22 protein-coding genes and 2 pseudogenes are annotated in these 26508 nt (G+C 41.9%); 12 read left to right on the top strand and 12 right to left on the bottom strand.

What is annotated here, in order from left to right; all coding sequences use genetic code 11:
- A partial coding sequence (locus tag LEP1GSC062_RS07490; RefSeq protein WP_155827657.1) for a tyrosine-type recombinase/integrase occupies window positions 1-362 on the top strand: 362 nt, incomplete at its 5' end.
- Here LEP1GSC062_RS07490 and LEP1GSC062_RS07485 read toward each other — a convergent pair.
- From LEP1GSC062_RS07485 to LEP1GSC062_RS07455, 7 genes are all read right to left on the bottom strand, one after another.
- Window positions 359-1357 carry an IS630 family transposase gene (locus LEP1GSC062_RS07485; RefSeq protein ID WP_020983868.1) on the bottom strand — a complete coding sequence of 333 codons (999 nt, stop codon included), beginning with the start codon at window positions 1355-1357 and terminating at the stop codon, window positions 359-361. The two genes, LEP1GSC062_RS07490 and LEP1GSC062_RS07485, sit on opposite strands and share 4 nt — an antisense overlap.
- A 167-nt stretch (window positions 1358-1524) precedes the next feature.
- The gene (locus LEP1GSC062_RS07480; protein WP_010578683.1) at window positions 1525-2730 is read right to left on the bottom strand and encodes a hypothetical protein; all 1206 of its coding nucleotides are present in this window, start codon (window positions 2728-2730) and stop codon (window positions 1525-1527) included.
- The gene (locus LEP1GSC062_RS07475; protein WP_020983837.1) at window positions 2708-4246 is read right to left on the bottom strand and encodes an MBOAT family O-acyltransferase; all 1539 of its coding nucleotides are present in this window, start codon (window positions 4244-4246) and stop codon (window positions 2708-2710) included. Before LEP1GSC062_RS07475 ends, LEP1GSC062_RS07480 begins: the two co-directional genes overlap by 23 nt.
- Before the next feature lie 30 nt (window positions 4247-4276).
- Entirely contained in the window at window positions 4277-4648 is a 372-nt protein-coding gene (rsfS, locus tag LEP1GSC062_RS07470; protein ID WP_010578681.1) for a ribosome silencing factor, read from the bottom strand.
- A gap of 6 nt (window positions 4649-4654) precedes the next feature.
- Window positions 4655-5848 carry an LCP family protein gene (locus tag LEP1GSC062_RS07465; RefSeq protein WP_020983826.1) on the bottom strand — a complete coding sequence of 398 codons (1194 nt, stop codon included), beginning with the start codon at window positions 5846-5848 and terminating at the stop codon, window positions 4655-4657.
- A gap of 104 nt (window positions 5849-5952) precedes the next feature.
- Window positions 5953-6255: a type II toxin-antitoxin system RelE/ParE family toxin gene (locus LEP1GSC062_RS07460; protein WP_004496273.1), complete on the bottom strand. Its 303-nt coding sequence runs from the start codon at window positions 6253-6255 to the stop codon at window positions 5953-5955.
- A complete protein-coding gene (locus LEP1GSC062_RS07455; protein WP_002735479.1) occupies window positions 6252-6479 on the bottom strand; it encodes a hypothetical protein in 228 nt (75 codons plus the stop codon). Before LEP1GSC062_RS07455 ends, LEP1GSC062_RS07460 begins: the two co-directional genes overlap by 4 nt.
- Before the next feature lie 213 nt (window positions 6480-6692).
- On the opposite strand from LEP1GSC062_RS07455, the gene LEP1GSC062_RS07450 reads away from it, so the two are divergent.
- Window positions 6693-8318, top strand: a complete 1626-nt coding sequence (locus LEP1GSC062_RS07450; RefSeq protein WP_020983870.1) for a long-chain fatty acid--CoA ligase — start codon at window positions 6693-6695, stop codon at window positions 8316-8318.
- Window positions 8319-8421: 103 nt separating this feature from the next.
- Here LEP1GSC062_RS07450 and LEP1GSC062_RS07445 read toward each other — a convergent pair whose 3' ends face one another.
- Complete coding sequence (locus tag LEP1GSC062_RS07445) at window positions 8422-9987, bottom strand: tetratricopeptide repeat protein (protein WP_010578677.1); 1566 nt, start codon at window positions 9985-9987, stop codon at window positions 8422-8424.
- A 115-nt stretch (window positions 9988-10102) separates the two neighbouring features.
- Here LEP1GSC062_RS07445 and LEP1GSC062_RS07440 point away from each other — a divergent pair, with 115 nt between their 5' ends.
- From LEP1GSC062_RS07440 to LEP1GSC062_RS07410, 6 genes and pseudogenes are all read left to right on the top strand, one after another.
- Entirely contained in the window at window positions 10103-10627 is a 525-nt protein-coding gene (locus LEP1GSC062_RS07440; protein ID WP_010578676.1) for a hypothetical protein, read from the top strand.
- Window positions 10624-11289: an ABC transporter ATP-binding protein gene (locus tag LEP1GSC062_RS07435; RefSeq protein WP_010578675.1), complete on the top strand. Its 666-nt coding sequence runs from the start codon at window positions 10624-10626 to the stop codon at window positions 11287-11289. The genes LEP1GSC062_RS07440 and LEP1GSC062_RS07435 overlap by 4 nt, the downstream gene beginning before the upstream one ends.
- Window positions 11286-12181: pseudogene (locus tag LEP1GSC062_RS23005) on the top strand (ROK family protein). The gene LEP1GSC062_RS07435 and the pseudogene LEP1GSC062_RS23005 overlap by 4 nt, the downstream one beginning before the upstream one ends.
- A complete protein-coding gene (locus tag LEP1GSC062_RS07425) occupies window positions 12178-12528 on the top strand; it encodes a histidine triad nucleotide-binding protein (protein WP_010578674.1) in 351 nt (116 codons plus the stop codon). The pseudogene LEP1GSC062_RS23005 and the gene LEP1GSC062_RS07425 overlap by 4 nt, the downstream one beginning before the upstream one ends.
- 16 nt (window positions 12529-12544) lie before the next feature.
- Entirely contained in the window at window positions 12545-13555 is a 1011-nt protein-coding gene (locus tag LEP1GSC062_RS07420; RefSeq protein ID WP_010578673.1) for a lysylphosphatidylglycerol synthase transmembrane domain-containing protein, read from the top strand.
- An 884-nt stretch (window positions 13556-14439) separates the two neighbouring features.
- On the top strand, window positions 14440-16284 hold the full coding sequence (locus tag LEP1GSC062_RS07410) for an ATP-binding protein (RefSeq protein ID WP_010578671.1): 1845 nt from the start codon (window positions 14440-14442) through the stop codon (window positions 16282-16284).
- 164 nt (window positions 16285-16448) lie between these two features.
- Here the strand turns inward: LEP1GSC062_RS07410 and LEP1GSC062_RS07405 are convergent, their stop codons facing one another.
- Complete coding sequence (locus tag LEP1GSC062_RS07405) at window positions 16449-17921, bottom strand: adenylate/guanylate cyclase domain-containing protein (protein WP_010578670.1); 1473 nt, start codon at window positions 17919-17921, stop codon at window positions 16449-16451.
- Between the two features lie 696 nt (window positions 17922-18617).
- Here LEP1GSC062_RS07405 and LEP1GSC062_RS07395 point away from each other — a divergent pair.
- Both LEP1GSC062_RS07395 and LEP1GSC062_RS07390 read left to right on the top strand, forming a co-directional pair.
- A pseudogene (locus LEP1GSC062_RS07395) lies at window positions 18618-19909 on the top strand (beta-ketoacyl-[acyl-carrier-protein] synthase family protein).
- A 10-nt stretch (window positions 19910-19919) separates the two neighbouring features.
- Window positions 19920-20447, top strand: a complete 528-nt coding sequence (locus LEP1GSC062_RS07390; RefSeq protein WP_020983831.1) for a SiaB family protein kinase — start codon at window positions 19920-19922, stop codon at window positions 20445-20447.
- Here the strand turns inward: LEP1GSC062_RS07390 and LEP1GSC062_RS07385 are convergent.
- The 3 genes from LEP1GSC062_RS07385 to LEP1GSC062_RS07375 form a co-directional block, all read right to left on the bottom strand.
- The gene (locus LEP1GSC062_RS07385) at window positions 20422-21240 is read right to left on the bottom strand and encodes a PP2C family protein-serine/threonine phosphatase (RefSeq protein ID WP_020983823.1); all 819 of its coding nucleotides are present in this window, start codon (window positions 21238-21240) and stop codon (window positions 20422-20424) included. The genes LEP1GSC062_RS07390 and LEP1GSC062_RS07385 overlap by 26 nt on opposite strands.
- A gap of 172 nt (window positions 21241-21412) precedes the next feature.
- Entirely contained in the window at window positions 21413-22171 is a 759-nt protein-coding gene (locus LEP1GSC062_RS07380; protein ID WP_010578666.1) for an SDR family NAD(P)-dependent oxidoreductase, read from the bottom strand.
- A 216-nt stretch (window positions 22172-22387) separates the two neighbouring features.
- A complete protein-coding gene (locus tag LEP1GSC062_RS07375) occupies window positions 22388-23257 on the bottom strand; it encodes an acyl-CoA thioesterase (RefSeq protein ID WP_010578665.1) in 870 nt (289 codons plus the stop codon).
- Between the two features lie 439 nt (window positions 23258-23696).
- On the opposite strand from LEP1GSC062_RS07375, the gene LEP1GSC062_RS07370 reads away from it, so the two are divergent.
- Complete coding sequence (locus LEP1GSC062_RS07370) at window positions 23697-25484, top strand: CoA-transferase (protein ID WP_010578664.1); 1788 nt, start codon at window positions 23697-23699, stop codon at window positions 25482-25484.
- Between the two features lie 33 nt (window positions 25485-25517).
- The gene (locus LEP1GSC062_RS07365) at window positions 25518-26492 is read left to right on the top strand and encodes a ketoacyl-ACP synthase III (RefSeq protein ID WP_020983867.1); all 975 of its coding nucleotides are present in this window, start codon (window positions 25518-25520) and stop codon (window positions 26490-26492) included.
- Window positions 26493-26508: the final 16 nt, after the last annotated feature.

Below are 26508 nucleotides of genomic sequence, written 5' to 3'. Positions count from 1 at the left end.
AAAGATCGAGAGTTGTATTTTTGAGAGATGCAGAAGAGCCACATTTGTTTCTGGGTAAGATGGGTAAGAAGCTGGAGCATTCGAGTATTACAAGTCTCTTTGCGGTGTTTAGAGAGGCGGCTTCTGTCAACAAGCGTCAAGCGGTTCATATCTTCAGGCATACGACGGCGACTGGGATGTTGGACAACGGAGCGGACATACGGCACGTTCAAGAGATGCTTGGACACGCGGATCTAAGTACGACTCAAATCTATACCCACGTAGCGATTCGAAAGTTAAAGGAAGTGTATGACAAGACGCATCCATCACTCCATACGCCGGATTCGAGTTCTTTACTGATCCCTATAAAAATGAGTACCTAAATGCCGGCTTGTCTCCAATAACTATCAAAACTGATTGTATTTGATTTCAATATACCTAAAGTAGATTTAGTTCTTTGAATCAATTGGCTAAGATTCTCCGGACAAAAATTAGCCATATAGTTTTTCTTCCAACGACACCAGATATATTCTTGCGGATTTAACTCCGGAGCATAAGGAGGCAAAAATTCTACTCGAAGCCTTTTCTCATTTGCTTTTAAAAATTCATTCATTGCTTTGCTTTTATGAGCAGATAGATTATCCCAAACTATTAAAATCTTTTTGCGATTTCCCTTTAAAAGTATCTTTAAAAAATAAATAAGGTCCTGGCTTTTAACAGAACCTGTTATGATCTGGAAGTGAAAATCTTTTTTAGAAATAGCACCGATTACTGATAACTTTTTCCAAGACATCTTGTGACGAAGGATCGGTGTCTTACCTATTAAGCTCCAAGTTTTTATCGTATATGGATTCTGGCTGATTCCGCTTTCATCTAAAAATATGACCTTAAACCCTTCATTCTCTGCTTTTTTTATACCGGGCCAAGTTTTCGTTTTCCAAGTTTCAATTGCCTTTTCATCTCTTTCCAACGCTCTTCTTTTAGGTTTTTGATACGAAAATCCTAATTGATGTAAGAGAATTCCTACGTAATCTTGATGATACGTTACTCCGAATTTTTTTCGTATGATTTCCGATACGCGATACGTTGACCAAAGTTCATTCGGATAACCGTTACTGATCGGACCTTTCAAGATGATTCTTTTTAATTCTTTCTTCTCTGAAATGGTCAATTTGGTCGGTCGACCTCGTCGACCATTCCATTTTACTCCTTCGATTCCTTCCGATTCATATCTTTCTCGCCAACGCATTACCGATTGCTTACTTACTCCAAGCTTTTTTGATACTCCGTAGCACGTGTAGCCTTTCTTCAAGAGAGCAATTCCCTTCAACCTACGTTTTTCCAAACGTTTTAACTTTTCCCTTTCTAAGTTTTGCATTATGACAATGGGATATTATTGTTATATTTTTGGTACTCTTTTTTGTAGGGATCAGTAGTCTTGAGCACAGATACCGTTTTGAAATTTTCAATCCAGCGACAAGATTTGAGATAATATTCTTTGAAGAATACAATTACGAACGAATCAGACTTTTTAAATTTTCCGAATCAATAACCCAGTTTGTAAAACATTTCGTTGACGGCTTTTGCGCCCTGACAATTGAGATGAATCTGATCCGAGTAATATTCAGGTTTCATAAATTGTTTTTCAAATTGTAAAACCTTAAGATGTGGGTATTTCGCGTTCAGCAATTCGAAAGCATGCCAAAATTTCGAAAAGTACCCCGTTGACTGAATATACTCCGGAAAAGGCATTAAGATATAATAGACATTTATGTTTTGAGCCTGAGTATATTTGAGAAAATCCTCAAACGCACTAAAATCGAAACTCGGCTCTGTCTTATAAGACGCGAGAACCTCTTCCTTAAGTTTGTCACGACTCATCTGATAGAGGACAGCATGCTGCGGTTTGATTCGATCCGAAATATTTAAACCCCCGTTTTGAAAACTTAATTTTTCGGAAATCCAGCGATTATCCCTGAAATTACTTTCGGGAGGCATACACTGAGGAGTATAAAGTTCCTCGCATCCGCAATCAAGCTTCATCTCAGCTTCAACAGATCTGTAATTCTCATAGGAAAATACGTTTAAAAGGGCTTTGCGATACCGATATGTGGAAAATACGTTCGGAATCGAAGCAGAAAGTACGTAAAGAAGCTCAGGGCCTTTGTATTGTTCGAACATTTCCCCCACAGAAAATAAATGAAGAATTCTATGAGAAAAGAACTTCCAATTGATCTCGGAGACCGCTTTCCGCATATTATCCGGGGCGCTTTCCATTAAAAAATTCTTATACGTTAAACCGGAAATAAAACGGTTCTTTAAATATTCAGAAAGACTCATATTCGGTTTAACATATTTTATGAGACTCGGGTCGATGATCGGATCTCCATACCCCCCCGCAATCAATCCCGGACTGGAGGCAAATAAAATAAATTCCGGTTTTTTATTTCCCGCTTTGAGGTACTTCGAAAGATAATGAGCGTAATATCTTGCTCCCATCGCTGGAAGACTGAAATTATATATCCCAGATTTTTCGGAGGGAATCAAGGACATACTTCTGGAATCTCCGAATATAAGACCTTTGTAATCTAGGACTCCTGACTCCATTTTTTTACGAACATTGTTGACTAAAAAAACCTCCGTATGTTCGTAAAAGTAGATCTCCGTAAATTTGGCTACGAGTTCAATCGAAACCACAATTGAGAGAACGATCAAAACGACTTTATTCTTAAAAAGCGAAATAAATGACATTTTTGCCGAATACACCTTTTAAAACTATACAGTAAAAGAAAAAAAGATACGTAACAATTCGAATTATTACGGGTTTATCGAAAATAAAGAACGCAGAATTATTCTTATAATGAAAATAATCCCAGATCAAAAGAGGTCCCACAATCTTTAAGATTTCCGTAAAGTAGTTAGAGACGCTGATCTGATCGTTTAAACCCTTAAGTACGAAAAAATTTTCTACGATATTCATAAAAAGAATCTTCACATGATTTCCGTCGTAACTTCTAAAGAATATGGAAGTCATCGCAAACATGAAGAACGTAATAAAACAGGACCAAAAGAAAAATCCTTTCGTGAAGAACGAATGATTCAAAAAAGGAAACTTGGATTTGAGCGTAAACTTGAACTTATCGAAAGGCTCGCGGAATATCATATAAAGCACGATATAAAGCCCGCAACAAAGCCCCCAAAACACAAAATTCCAACTTGCTCCGTGCCAGACGCCCGAAAGACCGAAAATGACGAACAAATTTCTATAGTTGTAAAGTTTGCTCACCTTACTCCCGCCTAACGGAATGTATACGTAATCCGTAAACCATCGGTTGAGGGTAACGTGCCATCTTCGGAAAAGCTCCCTAAAGTTTACGCTGAATTCCGGAGTGATAAAATTCTCGCTCAGATGGAAACCTAAAAGAAACGCGGAACCCCTGGCAATGTAAGAATATCCCGCAAAGTCGCAATAAATCTGAAAGATAAACGCACACAAAGCAAGAACGGTATGAATCGCGGAATGTCCCCCCGCAAGTTCCGGATTGGATTTATATACGGAAGAACTTTTCAACAAAACCAGATCCACAAGTTCCGCCAGATTGTCCGCAACGTAGGTTTTCATGTAATAGCCTACAAGAATCAAAAGACAACCCTTATAAAAAAGATCGAGATTGATCTTTCTGTCTTTTTTGATCTGAGGAAGAAGGTCTCCGGCTCTTTCGATCGGCCCCGCGACCAATTGAGGAAAAAAACAAACAAAAAGTGAAAAGTCGATTAAGTTTGTCTCCGCTTTGAGTTTGCGATAATAGACGTCGATCACGTAAGAAAGAGTCTGAAACGTAAAAAAGCTGATTCCTACGGGAAGAATGATCTGAAGAAAAATAGAATCTTGAAAAAGAGTCGGATTCTCCACGCTGAAAAGTCCGGCGGAAGTTTTGACTGCAACGTTTAGGTTATCTATAAAAAAATTATAATATTTAAAAAAACAGAGCATTCCCATGTCGATGAGAACAGCCAAAAACAAAAGCCACCCCCTGGTCTTGAAGGATTCCTTTTGTTCGATCAAAAGAGCGATGTAAAAATTGGAAACGGAAACGGAAATAATCAGAATCAAAAAGATCCAGTCCCACCAACCGTAAAAGATATAAGATACGATCAACAAAAAGAAGTTTTGAATGTTTCTAGGAGTTTTTCTAACGGCAAAAAAATAACAAACCGCCAATACGACTAGAAAAAAGTAAATAAAAACCGCTGAATTAAAAATCATTTCGATAGACCGATCAGGAAAGGGACGGCGTTAGAGTTCCATTCTTTTGGCATCTCGCCAGAGTCTGTCTAAATTATAATATTCTCTTTTTTCCGGAGTCATAATGTGAATGATGATTTCTCCAAAGTCCAAAAGCGTCCAACCCGAAGTGGTGGAAGCTCCCGTTTTATCCACTTCTTTATGAGTTAGTTTATATTCTTTTAATGTTTTTCTGATTTCTCTTGCGACCGCATTCGCTTGAACCGCAGAATTGACGGTACAAATTACAAAGAAACTCAAATAACTATTGACGTTTTCTAAATTTAAGATGCTGATCTCTTCACATTTTTTATCCACCATAATATCGTAGATGACTTGAAGAACTTCTTTAGTAGTCGGATTTTGTTTCGGAGCAGGATTCATGAATCTTTATTTTCTCGGTTCGTAATCGGAACCAACGACGACGGTCGCATCCAAACCCAAATCCTTTCTTAGTACATGATGTACTTCAGCTTTTTCTAAAACGGTTGAAATCCGATCCATGATCGCGGTATTGCCGGAGCGATCAATCACTACGGTTTTCGGGAATCCTTTTTTCCAAGCATTATCCGCCGCAAGCACTTTGATTCTCTTATCGGAAAGAATTCCACGAACATCCTTTGCAAGACCGGAAACTTCGGTTCCGTTGAGAACTTCCGTTCTGGCAAACTCCGCATCTACAAAAACGTCCGAGTTCATATCCTTGAGAAATTTACGAAAAGCGACTCTAGCTCTTGCAATATCCGTTTTTAAATAGAGTTTTTTCGTCTTCGGATCGTTTGCGGGTTCTCCCGGAAGTTCCGAGATTCCGAACTGAATTCTTCTAGAATTGATAAACTTAACGAGGCTTACGAAATCTTCCTTAGAAAGATCGGATTCGATTAAACCGTGCGCAAAGACCAAAAGAGGAGTCGTTAGAAATTCTCTTCTTTGAAAAAGAGTTTCGTAAAGAGTAAGAACCACACTCTCTTGACGAGAGATCCTTTCCAAGTAATCCAAGGTTTCTTTTTTGTCCATCTTACTCGTGTAGTCGTAAACGTCGGCACCGGACATCGTATAAACTCCGGCCTCCCGATTGTACTGCGAGGAATTACGAACCGTTTTGTTATCCGTATAAACGCTTAGACCTCCGAGAAGATCCACGATACGAATCCAATTGGAAGCGGAAAGAGAGATCGTATAATGAAGTTTGGCGTCGATCAAATCGGTGATTGCGCTTTTGACTGAAGATTTAGCACCGGATTTGAGAAGATCCAAAGAATCGTCCGGATCGTCAAACGACGTGATCGGATGAATGAAGTATAACGCACAACGGTTGTTAGACGGAAAGAGAACGGCTAAAAGACCGAACTCGTATTCCTCCGAATCTCCGACCGCATGAAATAAAAAGTAAATCGGCTTACCGGTTGCGATTTTTTCTTCCAGTCCGGTCCGATTGAACTTGCCGATCAAAAAAATGAGAGCTGAAAACAGTAGAATCCCCGCCACGATATAAAGCGGCCAACCCGATGTTTTTTTAAAAGTATCTTTCGACTCCAAACCTACGCTCCGATTCCATTCCAAACCGGAAAACCTGTCTGTCAAACGGTTATTTTTAGACCGCTCCTCGTTTCAAAGGAAACGATTCAAAACGCAGAATCGATTCTATGCTTGCGAAATCGATTTCAGTAGATCGATACTCTTTGTTTTCAAGTAGGCGATTGAAGTAGTTTCCTAAATTCACGGCTTTGATGTAAAACCGCATACACATCGATATGATTTTTTGAGGTTTTGTAAAAAATTCTAAAAGGAAAACGACGAGTCAACAGTTGTCTAAAATCCTTGTAAACAAACGGACCGATTTCAGGAAAACGACTAGCTCTATCAAAAACGGAATCAATTTCTAAAACGAATTCAAAACCAAGATTTTCTTTTTTGCGATTGTAGTAATCTACCGCTTGAACAATGTCCTGTTCGGCGCCCGGCTTGATTCGAACAGGGAGAAGTTTCACTTTTGTTTTTTAAGAAGCGATTTTTTTAAATTCTCCCAAGGTTTGCTAGGTATATCTTCTTCACGAAGAACGCGCTCATCCAACAACTGCTTATCTTCCTTCGAAACATCAAATCCAGGATTTTTGAATGCAATTTGATCCCAAATTGAAGAGAGTGCCTCTATCTGTTCGTTCAACTGCATGTTTTGAATTTCAGCGATTGTCGTTTTGGGAATTATATTCACGGATTTAGTTTCCCTTCGATTTATGAAAAATCAAGTCCAAAAAAATAACGGAAAAAACCTGTCTGTCAAACGGTTATTTTTAGACCGCTCCTCGTTTCAAAACGCAGAATCGCAGGCTTTTCCCCGAACTTTTCATTGACGGACTTTGAAAGAATCGTACAATTCCGTTCTCACCAATCGATATAAAATTTTTTTGAGCCCAGGAGAACTTTTATGAAATCTACGATGATGAACTATCAATTGACCGTTCCCGCTATTTTACGTAGAGCTTCCGAAGTACATCCCGAAAAAGAAATCGTGACGAAGATGAACGACGAATCCATACATCGTTACACATACGGAGAGTTTTCGTCCCGAGTAAACAAGCTGATCGATTCTTTGCAAAAACTTGGAATTCGTCCCGGCGATCGAATCGCTACGTTCGGAATGAATCACTATAGACACCTCGAAGTTTACTTTGCGGTGCCTTCGATGGGCGCGGTTCTGCATACTTTAAACGTACGACTTTTTCCGGAACAGCTCGTATTCATCGTCAACGACGCGGAAGACTCCGTGATCTTTGTGGATAAAAGCCTGGGCAGGGTTCTTCTCGACTTACTTCCTCAATTTAAAAAGAAACCTAAGTTTGTCGTCATGGACGATCTCGAAGCGACAGAGTCGGCAGCTCTTCCGGACGCGATTGATTACGAAACGTTCCTCAAAAACGGAAGTAAGGAGGTCGCCTTACCGGAGTTAGATGAAAATCAGGCCGCCGGGATGTGTTATACTTCGGGAACGACAGGAAATCCGAAAGGAGTCGTTTACAGTCATCGTTCCATCTACCTACACAGTATGTCCATCTGTATGTCGGACAGCTTGGGTATCTGTGAAAAGGAAACGGTTCTTCCCGTAGTTCCTATGTTCCACGCAAACGCATGGGGAATCCCTTTTGCCTGCGTGATGACTGGAGCGGTTCTTGTGTTTCCCGGAAAACATCTGTTAGGTCACGGACTTGCTTCCCTATTAGAACAAGAAAAAGTGAGTATCGCCGCCGGGGTTCCCACGATTTGGAACGTCTTGTATCAACATCTCAAAAAGAATTCCTACGACCTCGGCAAATTGCACACCATGATCGTAGGAGGTTCTGCAGCACCCCAATCCATGATCGAGGGATTCAAGAATGATTTCGGAATTCATATCCTTCACGCGTGGGGAATGACCGAGTTATCCCCCGTCGGAACAGTATGCAGACTCAGGACCACGATGAACGATCGAAAAGAATCAGAAAAAATGCAACTTCTTGCAAAACAAGGTCCGGCGGTTGCGGGAGTGGAACTCAAGGGAATTGACGACCAAGGAAAAGACATTCCCAAAGACGGTAAAACTCCGGGAGAATTGATCGTGAGAGGACCTTGGATCACAGCTTCTTATTACGGAAACCCGAGCAAGGAATCTTTCACGGAAGACGGATGGTTTCGAACCGGAGATGTAATTACAATCGACGAACACAGTTATATCCAAATCACGGATCGCAAAAAAGATCTGATCAAAACGAGAGGAGAATGGATTTCTAGCGTCGAAATGGAAAGTTACGTGTTGAAAGCCCCAGGAGTTTTAGAGGCGGCCGTTGTCGCCAAACCCGACGAGATTCGAGGAGAAGTTCCCGTAGTGTTCGTGGTCGCAAAGGAAGGGGAAAAAGTAGATAAGAAATCGGTTCTCGAAATTCTCAAAGAAAACTTTGCGAACTGGCAATTGCCTCACAGTGACGACATTAGATTGATCGAAGCGATTCCAAAAACGAGCGTGGGCAAGTTCGACAAAAAGGTACTCCGATCCGGAATGAACTCGGGTAAATATTAGATTTTTTGAAAATGCGGACGATTCCGTCGAAAACGCAAAGATCCCACATCTTTTCAAAATAGGAAATACACTTCAACATTCTCGTAGTGTTTTAACGTTATGCTTATTTTGCCTCCTGATGAAGGGCTTTTTTAAGAATTTCTTCTAAGTCCTTCCCGGAAATTACATCGAGCAAGGAAGAATTATCCGCAAGAAAACGTTTGGCACCTTCCGTAAACTCCGCATCTCCGATGATAAAGGCCTTATCCAAACCCAATTCGTTCAACTGAACGATCGTATCCCGGAGAAAAATATCCGAAATTTTGGCGTCCTTCCATTTACGGAATTTAAATAAGGAACGGGTTTCCTTATCCGCTTTGTTCAGACCCGTAAGATTGAGACCGTCCCCTTCCTTGTTGGGAACTTCGCGACTCACGGTATAGTTCAGAGCCATCGCGACTCGAACGCAGAGATTCTTAAATTCCACCCCTTTCAATTGACGATAGTGATCCAAAACTCCGACTCCGATTTTAGAAACGTCCGAAAGAAGTTTATTCCCTTGATCGTCCAAGATCCCTTTGATATGAAAGGATTTGGAAGACTTAAGTCCGGAAAGTTCATAAAAACGTTCCACCGGAAAGAGTTCGCCAAAAATTCTCGCAATCTCGTCGTCCAAGGAGAAACCTCCCGGTGCGGCTTTATTTGCTTCGATTCTTTTGGTCTCCAATTGAAACTTGTAGTTCGCAAGTTCCAAAATTCTTTGATCGTCGATCCTTTCAGACTCGGCCTCAATGAGATATTCGCTCGCTTCTTCCAGCTTACCGAGTTTGACCGCTAAAAGAGAAAAATAAACGTCGGAGTCGATCATCTCCTGTTTCCAACCGCTGTTCCTCGCCATCTCCATACAAAGCCTCGAGTGTTTAAGAGCCTCACCCAAATTCTTTTGAAGAATAAAACAACACATCAAAAACTGAAAGATCGTATAACGTATGTAATCGTCTTCGATCAGATCCGCAACGGAATTTGCGATTCGAACGGCTTCGTCGTATTTACCGTCTCTAGTCAAACTCAGAGCATATAAAAAACCTCCGACCGGAGAGGAAGGCTCGAGATCGTACGCTTTTGCAAAAAAATCGACCGGATTTCCTTTCCGAAGAATCGCGGAAATCACTCCCTTTCCGATGAAGATGGAAGCGTTTTTGATTTTTTCGTCGGAAATTTTGCTTAGGAACCGATCCGCGATCATGAATTCTTTTTGGCCTAAAGCCATAAAACCGATTCGGACGTTCGCTTCCGGGTTTTCCGGGTCGATTGTTACGGTATCCAAATAATGAAAGAGAGCTTCTTCGAATAAGTCCTGCTGGTAGTAGATATCCGCGATTCGGTTGGAAACGGCGATCTCGTTGATTCCCTTTTCGTATGTTCCGATTTTTTTGATTTTCTCAAGATGCCGGGCTTCGTTGATCGTATCTCCTTCCATTGCGTAAATTTTCGCGATCACATAATGTGCCCGAACGTTCGAAGGAGAATTATCCAAAATATCCCGGATCATTACTCGAGCATCCACATAATTCCCCATTGCCGCAAGAGCCAGGGCCTTTTCATAAGCGTCTTTCTTGGTCTGAATCAGGAAGGATCCAGACGCAACGATCAGAATGATTCCAATGGCTACGAGAATGACGAAGATCATTTTTTTTGTTTTTCTTTCAGGTTCCAGTTGGTAAATGGATAAAATCCCGGAAATTGAGTTCGGGCATTATCCAGTCTTGGGATAAATTCAATCATTTTACAGAAACGAAAACCAGATGGGAAAACTTACCTACTTCAGATTCGCATATTCTATTGTAAGACGGGATATCACAATCAGTATTCTTCATATAGGATTTTCCGCTTTATTTTGTTTTTTCCTGATCTTTGGGATCTTTCTACTTAGAATGGATAAAGCTCCTTCCAACTCTTCTAGTATCGAACTCTTCCGGAATTATCCACAGTTGGTTTTATTACTCAGTTCCGCCGGTTTGATCTTTATGGCGATCACAAGAACCCTGCTACGAACGTCTGACGCGGGTATTATGATGGCCGTCGGAGGAAATCGAACCGGAGCAATTCGACTTTTGGTCGCAGAACTCTGGATTTTACACGGAATCGGATTTTCCTTAAGTACGCTCGCGACCGTCTTTTTTCCTCCTTGGGTAGCAGAAGGGTCGAGTTTATTCGATTATGGAAAAGCGTTTTTCATTTGTATTTTTCTCATCTCGGGAATCGGAGCAATTCTATCCTTGATTCTCACCTTTTTGGATCCATACCGATCGATTCGGAGGGGAAAATGATACTTCGCATCAACAATCTCTCCCGAGAATACGGAAAGTCGAAAGCCGTAAACGGAGTTTCTTTCGACATGAATCAGTCCGACTATGTCGCAATCGTAGGTCCTTCCGGTTCGGGAAAAACAACTCTTCTCTCCATGATCACAGGAATGCTTTCCAGCACTTCAGGAGAAGTTTATTTCGATACGACCAAGGTCAGCGAAATGAGTAACGGAGCGCTTGCAAACTTCCGGGCGAGAAACATAGGTCTCATCTTTCAGTTTTCCGAACTCCTTCCCGACCTGAACGTAGAGGAGAATATCTTGCTTCCGGCTCTCCTTGTTGAAAAATTCAGTTCGAAAGAATATTTGGAAAAATGCGAATACCTCATCCAAAGTCTTCATCTCGAATCGATTCGAAAGAGTTACCCGAGCAAACTTTCCGGCGGTCAAATTCAGATGACCGCGATCGCGAGGTCGCTTATCAACGAGCCCGAACTTCTTCTCGCAGACGAACCTTCGGGAGATTTGGACCCCGAAAACAGCGAACTCGTCCGGAATCTTCTCTACGATTTTAATTCCAGAGGCCTTACAATTCTATTAGTAACCCATGATATGAATCTCGCCTTCGACGCAAAAACAATCTATGAAATGAGAGAAGGAGCCTTTACCCGGGTGGTAAAATGAAATCTTATCTCGGAATCGATATCGGAGCGGGAAGCATCAAGGCCAATCTAGTAGCTCCAGACGGAACCATTTTAGAAAGCACTTCCCGCACAACGGGAGTGGAAACAGATGAGTCACAATTCCTGGATTCTCTTGCTAGTATCGTATCGGAAATGAAAAATTCCTCTTTGGCCGCAGTTGGAATCGGAAGTCCGGGACCCATCGACTGCGAAAACGGAATCCTAATTCAATCGGCGAATCTACCTCTTTTGAAAAACGTAGCGTTAGTTGATCATCTAAAAAAAAATTTTCGATTCCGGTCTACTACAACAATGACGCAAATCTCGCCGCACTCGGAGAATATCGTTTCGGTCTCGGAAAAGGATCCCCAAGTTTGGTGATTCTTACTTTAGGAACGGGACTCGGAGGAGGCTGGGTGTATCAAGGAAAGTTATTTGACGGCTACAAAGGAAGCGGAATGGAAGCGGGACACGTCACGTATCTTCCAAACGGCTCCCTCTGCGGCTGCGGACAACGAGGATGTACCGAAGCGTATTTTAGCGCGAGCGGATTCTTAAATCGATATCAGGAAAAAACGGGAAATACTTTAAACTCCGCCGAAGAATTTTTCGATAGGAACCGAAAGGGAGAAACCGTCGCATCAATTTTATTAAACGAAGGAATCGAAGCCCTCGCACAACTCTGTAGAGGGCTCATTCATACCATCAATCCGGAAAAGATCGTCTTTACGGGAGGGCTTGTGTATTCTTGGGATCTATTCGGCAACTCCCTCAAAGAAAGAATTCAAGAACTTATCTTTCCGATTTTCAGAACTTATACCCAAATTCTGCCCGGAGGAAACATATCCGGAACCTTAGGCGCGGCGGCGCTTTGTATGGAGAACCAAGAATGAACGACCACAATTGCATCTTCTGCAAGATCATCCGTAAGGAAATTCCTTCCAAGATCGCGTTTGAAAACGATGAAATATTAGCTTTTTATGATATTTCTCCTCAGGCGCCGGCTCACATCGTCTTCGTCCCAAAGAAGCACATAACGTCCCTCACAGAAATCGAAAACGAAGATTCTTCCCTACTCGGAAACATGCTACTCCGGATTCGAGACACCGCAAAGAATCTCGGTTTTGCGGAAAACGGCTACAGAATCGTAAATAATACCGGAAAAAACGGAGGACAAACTGTTTTTCACATCCACTTTCATCTTCTAGCGGAACGTCAACTGCTCTGGCCTCCGGGTTGAAGTCGGGAATATCGCATTGAAACGTATTTTATTTGGAACCGTCGTCAGCGTAGCTGCTCTCGGATTTTTATTTTCAAAACTCGATCTGAGCGAGTTCGCAAGGATTCAAGAACGCTGGGATCCGATCTATCTCATTCCATTTTGTATCTCTTCCGCCTGGGGTTTGCTCCTTTTTTCCTGGAGATGGCATCTTCTTATGGGAAAACAAATTCGATTCCGTTATGCGCTCCTTTCCTCCTTTATCGGTGTGGGGGCGAATATGTTTCTTCCTGCGAGAGGAGGCGACATCTTTCGTTTATATTTCTGCAAAAAGGAATCGTCGCTTCAATACCCCACTCTGGTAACCGCGCTCTTTATCGAAAAAGTATTAGACTTTTCTTTTATATTTTCCGCGGGAATCTGCGCTTTGATGTTTTTAGGCATCAAAGACGAAAGCAGTGATTCCTTTTTTATCGTATCCTCTTTGGTAATCGCCGGAATTTTCCTAAGTTTGATCGCGGTGAGATTTTTGAATGAAACGATCGTATCGATCCTCGCCTCGGTCGCAAGTCTTTTCGGTAAAAAAGAATGGTTCAACCATAAACTCGCGCATTATGTTCGGGACTTGGGAAGTTTTTTAGTTCTGAAACGATTCATTTTTCCCGCCTTTCTTACCGCATCGACTTGGTTAATCGGCTACGCACTCAGCTACGGTATTCTTCTCAAACTTGTCGGAATTCCGATGAGTTATCCCGGAATCATACTTATCATGTTCGCAGGCGCCGTCGGCGTTATGGTTCCTTCCGCACCCTCCGGTGCGGGCGTATTTCACGCCTCCGTCACATCTTCTTTCGTTCTGATGGGTAAAAAGGCTTCCGAAGGTTTGTTCTATGCGACAACCGTCCATCTCGCACAATTCATCTTACAAAGTGTATTCGCGATAATTCTTTATCTCTACTGGATCATAGACAGAAAAAAACGCGGACTTGGAAAAGCGGAATTTTCCCTCAAAGAATCCGAAGTCATCGAAGTGGAAACCGCAGAATGACGTAGGAATTACGCGGGGATCCAAACGTATTCCGTTTTTTACGTTTCGTCGTCCATTTTCTAGTTCCACGCAAACCGATTTATAAACCCATCCATTTCAAATAACGTGAGTTCGATATAACAAAATGCGAAAGCGATTATTATGTTGCGCCCATAGGAAGCAACATTGAGTTTAAATTCCGAAGGAATTGGAGTGAAAAGCGCGGTCGCGAGCCATTTTATCTATGAAACTCGCGAGCTGCGACGACGACCCGCAGAGCGACCTAAACACCGACCCATAGGAAGGTGTTTGCTGAGTTCAGGAAAGCTCTGCGCCTGAGTTCAGGGGAGTCGTTGCACTTTAGTTTCTTATTCGCCCAAACTTTCTTACGACCCTGCTCACGTTAAATATAAAAAAATAATATACTAAATTACGCACATAGTTCAAAGATTTTCCAACAGACCAGAAAACCAAAATTCCACCCGTTCCAAAGACAATTTTTTGCGATTTTAGTTGAAAGGCTTCGAGTTCGATTACAACTCGTTTTGAAACGAGCGGGCTTGCCTGGAGCGAGTTTTCTTTTTTAATGAAGAAAAGGGAAACAAGAAAAAATAAATGAAAGTCTAATACGCCCATGATTACCGAATCCTTAGGACGCGTCAGAAATCGAAGCGAAATCGCGAAAAAGAACTCGGCACTTTCAATCTACGATACTCATAAGAAACACTTTTTTAAACTTTCTTTGTACGACTTCATTTTAGAATTTTATTCGTCTTCTGTATAGATGCGGCTCGGGCAATACAAACCTTCCATTCCTTTAACAAAAACTCTAAAACAAATAAATTGGATGAAAGCACATGTTTACCACGATATAATCAAACCGTAAAAGTAAATCTGGCGAAACCATGAATTTAAAAAAACCGTCCTTTCTCGGATTAAATCTGAATTTTCTGAAAATAGAAACACGCATCCTTCTGCCTTTTCTTTTCGGTTGTATCTTACTAATCCTTCTTCTAGGAAGTCTTCTCCTTTATTATCAAAAAAAGAATACAGATACTACCGCGATACGAAACGTAAAAACCGTCGCACAACAGATGCTCGCGCTTCGGGTTTATTATTCGGATAATATAGTAAATAAGGCGTTACAGGAAGGAACGGAGGTCACTTACAAATACAAAACGGTTCCGAAAAGTATTCCTCTTCCAGCAACGATCGTAAAAGAATTCGGAGAACATCTTACACGTCAGTTCGAAGGGATTCGAGTAGAATTATATAGCGAATATCCGTTTCCCAATCGACACAGATACGGCGGCCTTGACGACTTTCAAAAGGACGCACTAAATCGTTTGCAGAAAAATCCAGATATACCCTACTATACGTTTCAAGAAATCGATTCAATACCTTACGTTAGATACGCTCTTGCGGATCGAATGCAGACTTCTTGTATTCAATGTCACAACACTCATCCAGAATCTCCGAAAAAAGATTGGAAGATCGGAGACGTAAGGGGAATCCTCGAGATCAGCATGCCAATCAAACAGGCCGAAAGCGGCGCCGACATGATCTTATTTTCCACCGTAGCAATCCTGATCGGACTCGGAACCATATTCATCGTAAACAATACGAGAAATAAAGAAAACGAATCCATGATTCTGGAACTCAATGCAAACCTGGAACAAAAGGTGGAAACGAGAACGGCGGAACTCGCAAAATCCAACGAAGATCTAATGAATGCGATCGGCAATCTCGAAAAATTAATGCGAAATCTTCGGGACACTCAGCACCAGCTCGTACTTTCCGAAAAATTGGCCGCCTTGGGTCAATTGGCCGCCGGAATCAGTCATGAATTAAACACTCCCCTCGGCGCGATCTCCTCTTCCTGTAGATCTATATCGGAAGTCGTGAATAATGAATTAAAAAATGTTCCTATTCTGCTTTCAAATTTAAGTCCAGAGGATTCGGAACGTTTCAATACGATCTTGGAAGAAAGCCTGAAACATATATCCGAATCTCCGATTTTACCGAATCGTGGAATCCGTCAAGAGTTGGCTCGCGATTTGGAAAATTCCGGAATTAAAAATCCGAACTCGGTCGCGCGTACGATCACGGATCTGGGCATACACAAATTAGGAGAGCGGTTGATTCCTTTGTTACGATCGGAAAAAATCGCCGAAATTCTCGCTGCGGTGGCTTCCTTTATCACGATCGCACGCGTAAGCAACGTGATATGGATCGCTACGGACAAGGCTTCTAGAGTCGTAAACGCGCTTAAAAGTTATCTACGCCCCAAAACGGAGGGAGCCCAAGGGGAACTTTACGCGATCGACGTTCAGATGGAAATTGAGAACATTCTAATATTATATCATAATAAAATTACCTATGAAGTCGAAATCGTAAAAAATTACAAAACCGAAAAACGATGTTTGGGAGAGGCGGACAAATTGAATCAAGTCTGGATCAATCTTCTCAACAACGCCCTTCAATCCATGAACTACAAAGGGAAGATAGAAATCGAGACGAGAGAAGAGGACTCTTGGGTTGTGGTTTCCTGGACGGATTCCGGAACAGGAATCCCAGAAACGATTCAAGACAAAATTTTCGATCCCTTTTTCACCACAAAAAAACACGGGGAAGGAATGGGACTCGGACTCGACATTTGTAAAAAAATAATCGATAGTTTCGGGGGAAAAATCGAGTTCCAAACCGCTCCCGGTCGAACCAAATTCAGCGTATGGCTCCAAGCCGTATAACGTGCAAAGTGGAGAATGTCGAATTGGAACTAGAAAACAAAACGAATATAATTCCCGACGTGGACGAAGAGTCGATCATTTTGATTTCGCTGACATAGAAAATAAACTCGGGCACGAATTCTTTAATGAAACACATTCAAATTCTTGAATTTATTTCGAAAAATTTAAACCGATCCTACAAACGCCCTTTGTTCTTCGTTCTTGAACAATTTGTGAACGGTGGCTTTTTGACCTACTCCTTTAAGAAAAGCCTCGTGTCTTTCGGATTCATATCCTTTCAGATTTAATTCTTCCTGAATTCCAGGGCTGGAAAGAATCGGCTCAGTCACCCAGATTTCTCCCGCAGATGCGAGCGCTTGCACTCTTGCCGCAATGTTAACGCTTTGACCGAAGTAATCGAGCCTTTCGTCGTTGACGACGGCAAGAGCAGGGCCTTCATTTAAACCGACTTTCAAACCGATCTCATGTCCGTGTTCCTTAAATTCCTCGTTCATCCGATCGATACGAAACATCATTTCTAATGAAGCAAATAATCCTTCGAGCGGACTAGAAAAAGTCGCCATAATCGCGTCCCCCATCGTTTTCACGATAGCGCCGTTGAATTTCTTTACGGTTTCGGCGAGTAAACGGAAATGTTCCTGAACCAATCGATACGCAAGGATATCTCCCGCTTTATCGTACATTTCGGTCGAGCCTCTCAAATCCGTAAAAAGGATCGTAAGACTTTTTACGTTTAAATTCAATTGACTGCTTAATTGTTGAACGCGAAATAATTCCCGGAAGGTTTGATTGTTCAAAAGCATCTTCGCGGTTAGAAACGATTCGATCACTGTCGGATGTTTCTCAATAATTTCCAGGATTCTTTTCAAGTTCGGTTTAATGATTAAAAAGCCGGAGGTCGCGATCGTCCGATTAGAAACCTTAACCTCGTATTCTCCCGGTGAAAGATGCAATTCCACAGGAGTAAATCCGGTAGAAAGAAGACTGAGATCGATGATCCTATCCTTTGTGATTTCCTTAGAATCAAAATACAAAAAGACGGCCGAGTTATTTTCCACAGAACTGAATTGATACACGGGAACATTTATCGCATCCAAACGAATTTGTTTTGTCGCACCCGGTTCCATAACGATCAAATCTTGAATATTCGAAAAAATGAAATTAAGAAGCTCTTTGGACTTGCGAAAGTTGGCGGAAATATGATATCTGAGATACGCTTCTACATCCGCCAAAGGATTCAGAGATTGTTTCTTAAGAGACGGATTTACCGAAAAACTGACTTCCACCTGATCATCCAAAGTAGTTGGCACGTCGATGTTACAAATATAACAATGAAAACTTTTTTCCTCGATTTGATCTAGAGACGTGTGAGAAGCGGCGACACCTCCACAAGCGGGACAAATCATGTTGTATGCAAAATCAAGAAAACCGATCTTTGCGGAATGAAGGAAAAGATCAAGTGTCTCTCCTATTTCAAAATCATTCTGCTTTGCAAAACGAATCGGATTGATCCGATGAAGCTGCCATTCGTCCAGAACCTTTATGTTTTCCATAAATTGAGCAATGGATTTTTTCGACAAAACTCCAAATCCTTCCAAAGATTTCTTCTTTTGTTCGAAAAGGGTTTCATTCCACATAACGTTCTCCCGGCTTCTTAGCCCAAAACGCTCCCAGTCTTCCGAGCCTCTATTACTTGTCAATCATTTTGTAACTTTTTTTATTACACTTATTTCAAACCAAACGCACTTCCATGAGGCGGATTTTGGTTAGCGAAAATTACTCGAGAAATATTTATTCAAAAGAAAAGAATCGAATTTTAGAATATTCTTGGATTCTTCAGTCAAAGAACCATAGTTTCCATCCGATTTCCAGGATCGAGACGGAAAAAAATGCAAAAACAATCCGTTTCGTTTTTTTGATTTGATTTTTATCGTCCAATCTCTTACTTAAAACTATCTTCTAAATCGAATTAAAAACAGTATTCGGAGTTCATTAAAAGACTCTCAATTTCGGGTGAACCGTTCTTTCGATTTCCGTAAAAACCGACTCCCCGCTTCATATTAGAGAAACTTAATGCCCGAATACTACTTTTTTTCAGGACGTGACTTTTTAGAAAGAAAGGAATGTATATTCGTAAGAAGATTAAAATTCGCTTATAGGAAGGATCAAAAGAAAAGTATACGTTATTTGCTCTTAGTTTCCAGAAATATAAGAAATCATTCCAAGAACGATTCAGTAAATACTGATCTCCATGGGATGGAAGATCTTGTAACTTGAGGTATTCGTGGCGATAGAAAATCTGAATTTTAGGACAAGCAGTAAAATCAAAAAGTATGGATAAAACAAACACCAATCATAATTCAAGAGTTGCTATTACTGGAATCGGAATCATTCTTCCGAATACGTATTCTGTGGATATGTTTTGGAAAAATCTTTCCGAAGGGAATTCGCAGATAGATAAAATCACCCGGTTTCAAACCGACGACATGACCGTAAAAGTTGCGGCGGAGATGAACGACTTCAACTGGAAAAAATTCCTACCTGATTTGGAAGAAAAATACGCAAAACGTTACAACCGGGAAACATTCGCGATTATGTCCGCGATGGCGGAAGCTCGAAAAGACGCAAAATTAGAAAAGGACTCCGTAGATCCGTCCAAAGTAGGTTTTATCGATTCTTCTTCGAGATCCTCTCTTGCCTGGTGGGAACACGCTTGGAAACTCTACCACAAAGAAAAAACCTAAATATCTTCGATCGTTATTCCGTTCTCACTTCGATGGCTTCCAATCCTACCAACCTTACCGCAATCTACGCAAACATTCAAGGATTTGTGACTACGATCACCGCCGCTTGCGTCGGTGGACATCACGCGATCAGTCTTTGTTATCAAGCGATTCGAAAGGGAAGAGCAGAAGTGATGTATGCGGGAGGTCACGAGTTTCCTCTCCTAAAACCTCTGATAATGATGTATTCTGATCCTGCGAGTTCGGTCATGTCTTCCGAAGAAAACAATCCAAAGTCCGCAATCAAACCCTACGATCGCAATCGAGACGGTTTTATTCTAGGAGAAGGAGCGGCCGTTCTCTGTTTGGAAAGAATGGATCATGCCCTCGCCAGAGGTGCGAAAATTTACGCGGAAGTTTTAGGAACCTACAGTTACAACGAGGCAGACCACGCAATGAGAATGGATCTAACTGGTAAAAAAGCTGCGGTCGGTTTAAGCCGACTTTTGAGAATCAGCGGACTCAAACTCGAAGATATTGATTATTTCTGCGGACACGGAACCGCGACAATCAACAACGATATGGCCGAAAGTCGCGCGCTCAATATTTTATACAACGGACTCTCTCGAAGTAAATGGGCTCCTCTCGGTTCCATCAAACCAATTTTCGGTCATACGTTCGGAGCGGCGGGAATCATCAATGTCGCCGCAACCGCTCTAATGCTAAAAAAACAAATCCTTTGTCCAACAATCAACCTCAAGGAGGTGGACCCGGAATGCGATCACGATCATATCACCGAAGGTGCAAGAAAGACTCGGCTTAGAAATGCGATTTCGATGGCCTTTGCAATTGGAAGTCAATCTTCCTTTGTTAGTCTCGCCGCACCGCCGGATCTTCTTTAAGGAAAACAAAATGAGATTCGACAAATTGTATAAACAATACGATTATTTAAAAAAGCTAAGATCGGTTCTCTATTACCAGGGCGTAGTGACACATGAAATCTTAGGGGATCTTACACAAATACTTAAGAGTAGAATTGCAAACGAAAAACGGAAGAACAAGATCCTAAATGTGTTTGTGGAAATGGTTCAGAACGTAAGTCACTATTCTTTGGAAAAAGAAGGAGGTTACGGAGTCGGTTTGATCTTAGTTAAAGAAAAAGATCATATTTTAAAGCTCTCTACCGCAAATTTTTTGAGTTCAGAAACCGCGTCTTCCTTACAAACGAAATTGGATCACCTTTTATCCCTTACGGAAGCAGAAGTAAAGGAATTGTATCTGGAGAAAATCAAGGGAGAAAGACCTAAGTACAGCAAAGGTGCCGGTTTGGGTTTTTTGGAAATATTAAGAAAATCTGATTTTCCGTTTCGCTCCTCTTTCGAAAAAACTCCGAACGGAAACTTCTTCTTTACCCTTACCGTTTTTTTTCGCTTGGGGTAAGTTTTCGAGGTTCGGAACGGGCAAACATCATTCCCTGAACTTCGATCACAATTATAGAAGTATTGTCCTTCGTCATCCTTAGGTTCGCCTCTTCCAAAAGATGATAACAGGCCTCTTTTACGTTAGACGAGTTTTTTAAGATTTCTTCCAAATCATCTATTTTGATGACGTCCGTCAACCCGTCCGTACAAAGCAAAATTCGATCCCCTGTGTTGAGCGAACTCGTGATGTCGAAAAGATCCATCTGAAGATCCGTAGTCCCCCCTCCGATACAGCTCGTGATATAACTCCTAGAGATCTGGTTTCCTTTGATAGTACCCGCAAAAGAATGATCGACCGTAATTTTATGGATTCCTTTGGAAGAAAAATGATAAGCCCTACTGTCTCCCATATTAAAGACAAGGACCTTTCTTTTTCCAAACAAGATGCCGACTAACGTGGCTCCCATTCCCAGCTTTCCGGTCGCTTTGGCATGATCATTGATTTCATGATTGATGATACTGAATAAACTTTGCCAACCGGCACGTGGCAATTCTTCCAAAGGTTGAACGGCCCTTTCCGTCCATGCGAGCTTTTCAAGTGTCATACGACTTGCAACTTCTCCGGAAATATGTCCACCCATCCCATCCGCAAGGGCAAGAATCAGAGGAGTCGTCGCAGAATCTCGAATTCCGGAAGAAGAAAAAGAACCCGAAACGTTTCCGGCCACAATTTCTCCGGATGCGTACATAGAATCCTCATTGTGCGAGCGAAAATTCCCTTTTTCCGTAATTCCAAAGTAGTTGATAATCATGGAGAAATACTGCTAAATTGAAATAATTTCCAAAATTCTATTACAAATATGTGTCATCAATAAGGAACTTCAAGAAGAAATTTTCGTTAAATGATTTTTTTAAGGTAAACCAGTGACCTCATCCTTATTTTCATTTTAAAACATCCCACCCAAAGATTTTTTTGGAGAATTTTCATTTTGCCGAATATCCACCGTCGACCGGAATTGCAGTTCCCGTGATAAAGGAAGAATCCTCGCTGCAAAGCCAGACCACAGTCTTTGCAATTTCTTCCGGAGAGGCGATCCGATGAATCGGGTGTAATTTTACGAGTTGTCTTTCCGCTTCCGCCGGATCTTTTGCGAGATGAAAAAGCTCGTCTAAAATTTCAGTCTTTACCGCACCCGGACAAATCGCGTTGACCCGAATATTCTTTTTTGCATATTCCAAGGCCGCACTTTTCGTAAGTCCGATAACTCCGTGTTTTGCCGCGGCATAAGGATTGATTCCGACAACCCCGTTAATTCCAGATATAGAAGAAACATTTACGATTGCCCCTCCTCCGATCTTAATCATTTCGGGAATCTGGTATTTCATCGAAAGCCACGTCCCTTTGAGATTCACGTTCACCACACTATCCCAAATATTTTCAGGATACTCATGCAGGGGATGATTGAGTCCCATGATTCCCGCATTGTTGATCCCAAAGTCCAGTCTTCCGAATTTTTCCAAAGCGGTATCGATCACCTTTTGAACCTGCTCTCCGGAAGTCACATCGCAAACTACGAAATACACTTCTCCGCCTTGAGAACAAATTGCGGATTCCAGCTTTTTTCCTTCATCTAATCTACGGCCGCAAAATACAACTTTGACACCTTTCGAAACGAACTCGCTTACGACGGCTTTCCCGATTCCGGTGCTTCCTCCGGTCACCACGGCGACTTTGTCTTTCATGGTACTTTCTCCGAATATTATATTAGAATTTTAGAATTTATTGTAAAATTTTTTTCCAAACTAATCCGAAAATCAGATTTTCTCGTATCTTCGCGTCTCGGCACCACTCGTATTTCGAGATGATTCCGCTTTAAGCCCTCATTCTTAGAAAAGAGACATATCGAAATAACCGAAAAAAAATTCCGCCAAAACAAGAATCCAAATCAGAACTCGACTTTAGATCAGTTTTCTCGTCTTTCCGTTTCGGACTCGGACAAGATATTTTTTTAGATGTCCGTTGATGATTTCCAGATCGGATAATTCCCTTTCGATGGAATAGATCCTTAAATCCTGGACAAGAATCAAAAGGTACCTAAGCTCCTCAAGATGCACCTTCGCTTTTAAAATATTTTTGATCTTTTCCGAGAGAATTCTACTTCCCCAAGCCCCGGCAATTCGAACAGGTAAAAGGATTGAGATCGAGCGGATATGTTCGAGAAGAGATCCATGCTCTTTGATTCTAGATATATCCGTTTTATTTCCAAGTGCGTATAATTTTAAAATTAGGCCATGAGCAAGACGCAATACTTCCAGTTTATCAAATTTCCAAATCTGAGTCGCACTTTTCGATGAGGTTTTTTCCTGAATACCTACCGGAGGAGAAGAATAAGAAGGAATTTTTTCTTCGGTAAAAATTTTTCTAAAACCCTCGGGGACAGGCACTACTTTACGAATAGAATAGTCAAAAAACAAAACCCGGATTTTTACGAGTGCGACCTTCTCTCTTCTTTGATCCTTGGACAGACGAAACGTAAGATCGAAAGCTTTTTCTTGTAGATTGTCCAATACGACATCGATCTTAACTTGATCGTTATAGAGTAATTCCCCTTGATAGAGAATTCCAGCATTCGCGAATATAATACTCTTTCCGTAAATATCGGTGACGGAAAAACCGAGATATTGAAAGAACTGAAGATGCGCTTCCATCACGATATCAAGAATGGACGCGAAAGACACGTGAATATCCAGAGCAAGATCTGTCTTACGTATGGAAAGCTCTGTTGAAAAATGATACCTTTCCGGAAATTCAATCTGTATCTCTGTCATCGTTTATCGACTATACCACAAGTATTTGGGACATAAGATCATTTTATATTATTCGAATTTACGTTTCCTCTTCGGCATGAAAAAAATTTTTTCCTAACAAAAAGTCTTCAAGGAAAAAACAAGAAAGGGCTTCGTTCTTTCTAATTTTTAATTTCGGTTATCGGAATACTTGTCTTGAATCAGTCCCGAGTTTTGTTTCAATTTATAAAAAAGTTCTTGCTATAGCATTCTCAAAAGTAAAACTTTCTATCGTTATAGTACACTTTAATTCATTCGGCGTCTGCCCGAGAAAAGAATTGTATAAAAACATTTGATAATTTTAAAAGAAGAAATTTTTTTATAACGATTTACTTCCTCGTAGGGCTATAACAAGAAAGATTCGTCCAAATTTGGAGGCGAAGGGTTCGTCGTGTCCGTATTACTCAGGGAATAAAAATCATTGGAAAAAAATGCGAAGATCTTTAAAAATCCCGATGAGATGATCCGAGAAATGGTGAGCCCGGGAATGTATTTACATCTTTCGGCGACTATGTCCAGACCTAATGCGCTTATCTATTCCCTCGCCCGTTGTTTTCAAAATTCGAATCCAGAATTCGTGATTAGCATGGCGGGAATTCATTCTAGCGCGCACGCTCTCACGATCGCAAAGATCGTAAAAAAAATGATCACCGGTTTTGCAGGCGATAATTATCCGAAACCTTCTCCTAATTCATTATATTCTAATTTACTGGAAGGGAAGCCGTTCGAACTGGAACTTTGGTCCCTTCTCAGCATCGTTCAAAGACTGATGGCGGGCGCAATGCGTCTTCCGGGTTTTATCACAAACTCTCTTTTAGGAAGCGATCTCATTTTAGACAAATTAGGTAAAACCGCATTTCTATTGCCCGACCCCGGACATTGTCCCGTTAGTGCAAACGGCTCCCATTCTCCGAATTATAGGGGTAAGAAAGGAGTGGACCTTGCATACATTCTCCCCTTAAATCCGGACTTCACTCTTTTACACGCGATAGTCGGAGACGAAGAAGGAAACTTAGTTCTCTGCCCTCCCAGCGGAGAGGGTTACTGGGGAGCTCTCGCGGCAAAAGAAGGTGTGATCGCAACCGTGGAAAAAATCGTTCCCAGAGGTTCCATTCCTGCGGAAATGGTTACGATTCCAGGAAATCGGGTAAGAGCACTTTCCGTTGCGGAATTCGGTGCGCATCCTCAATCCCTTCGGGTCCATAATCTTCCGGGAATTCCCGCATTCAAAGGGCTTTCCACATACTTGGACGACTACGAATTTCAGATCGAGGCCAACGAAGCTGCAAACGCTCCTTCTCGGGCCGACAAATGGTATGCAAACTTTGTAAACTTAAAAGGCGGTCACGCGGAATATCTGGAACGCCTGGGAAGCGCTCGTCTTAAGAGATTAAAAAGTATTCCCGAAGAAAACAAAGCCGTCAAACTGGAGAATCCGAAAACGGTAAACGACTCAGAGCAGATGATCATTCTCGCGGCGAGAGCCATTCAAGAATACGTCAAAACCAACGGTTATAAAACAATTCTCGCGGGAATCGGCGCGGCTCACATCTCGGCTTGGACCGCGGCCCGATTTTTGGAAAAAGAAGGAATCGAAGTCAAAGTTGTCACCGAACTCGGTTTTTTTTCGATGAAACCTCATACCGGAGACGTTTTTCTTTTCAGTCAATTACACGCTAAAAATTGCACAATGCTCTCCGACATCACAGGCATCTTAGGAACTGTTGTTCCCGATCACTGCCTCGGAGTTTTAGGCGCGGCGGAAGTGGATTGGTTCGGAAATATCAATTCCACAAAAACGTCCAAGGGCAAATTCCTCGTGGGTTCGGGAGGAGCCAACGACATCGCGGCCGTCGCGGATTGTATCGTGGTCGCAAAAGCCAATCGAGGAAGATTTGTTAAACACGTAAACTACATCACCTCGGTCGGAGACCGAGTAATGGAAGCGGTCTGTCAATTCGGAAGATTTCAAAGAAAACCGAATTCGGATCACGTTTTCGAATTCTCTCACTGGATTCCCCCTCCTTCCGACGAAGAAATGGAACCGGAAGAAGCGGTATTACGTTATACTTCTTGGCTTCCCCCGGACGAAGACATCCCTCTTAAACAAGAACCTCCGGTGACGGCGGAAGAACTCACCGTTTTACGCGAATTGGATCCGGAAAAGATTTACATAGAACAATTTATGGTATATACAAGACTTCCATAATAAAATGAAACTCGAATTTATTAGAGGTCCCTTATGAGTGGAAAAAATCAAACGTCGAACGGAATCAGAATCACCGGCTTCGGCCACTATCTCCCGGAACGAATCGTGACTAACGAGGAAATTCGTTCCCGTTTGAAATTTCCGGAAATGCATCCGGCTGAAAAAGCAGTGATTGGAAATATAGGTGTCAACGAAAGAAGAAGGGCCAACGAAACCGAAACCGCAATGTTTATGGCTTCGAAAGTAGCGGAAATGGCTCTGAAAGACGCAGGAAAAAAACCGGAAGATGTGGATCTTTATATTCTCGCGAATTGGACCGATCGTTATTACCTTCCCGATCTCGCTCCCCAAGCATCGAAACTTTCCGGAACTAAAAACGCCCTCGCTTTCGACGTTAGTACCGCTTGTACGGGTTTCGTTCATGGGGTTCAAACGGCATCCGCATACTTGAGAACGGACAAATTTAAAAACGCTCTCGTTATCGGGAGCGAACGATTTTCCGTCAGAACCAGAATGGGAGGTTACGGAGAATTTACCGCGGGAGACGCGGCGGCGGGTGTTTTTTTAGAATATACGGGGGATAAAAATTTCGGAATCATCGATTCTTTTCTACAAGACGACGGTGATCTTTCAGGTATCATCGTAACCGGACCTCCGCCGACGAGTTACGTGAAAAGTTATCCCGAACTCGTGAGCAAAGCGGCAGAACTCACTCTCAAGTCCATGGACCTGCTTTTGGAAAAAAACGGTCTTACCATAGACGATGTGGACTGGGTCGTTCCTCATCCCGGAACGGACGTAGTCGTTCAAGACGTTCTCAAAAGAACCAAATTCCCGAAAGAAAAGATTCTTATGAACTTCGAAAGAGTCGGAAACACTTCCGCCGCCTCCATCCCGATCGTATTATCAGAATATTATTATAAAGGAAAGTTTAAAAAAGGAGATTTATTCCTTACCCCCGCCGTAGGAGGCGGATTTTATTGGGGAGGACTCTTATTCCGTCTCTGAACGTAATAAGAACATC

Origin of the sequence: Leptospira alexanderi serovar Manhao 3 str. L 60, from assembly GCF_000243815.2 — a bacterium.
Classification (GTDB): Bacteria; Spirochaetota; Leptospiria; order Leptospirales; family Leptospiraceae; genus Leptospira; species Leptospira alexanderi.
This window is presented reverse-complemented; position numbering and strand designations above follow the sequence as displayed.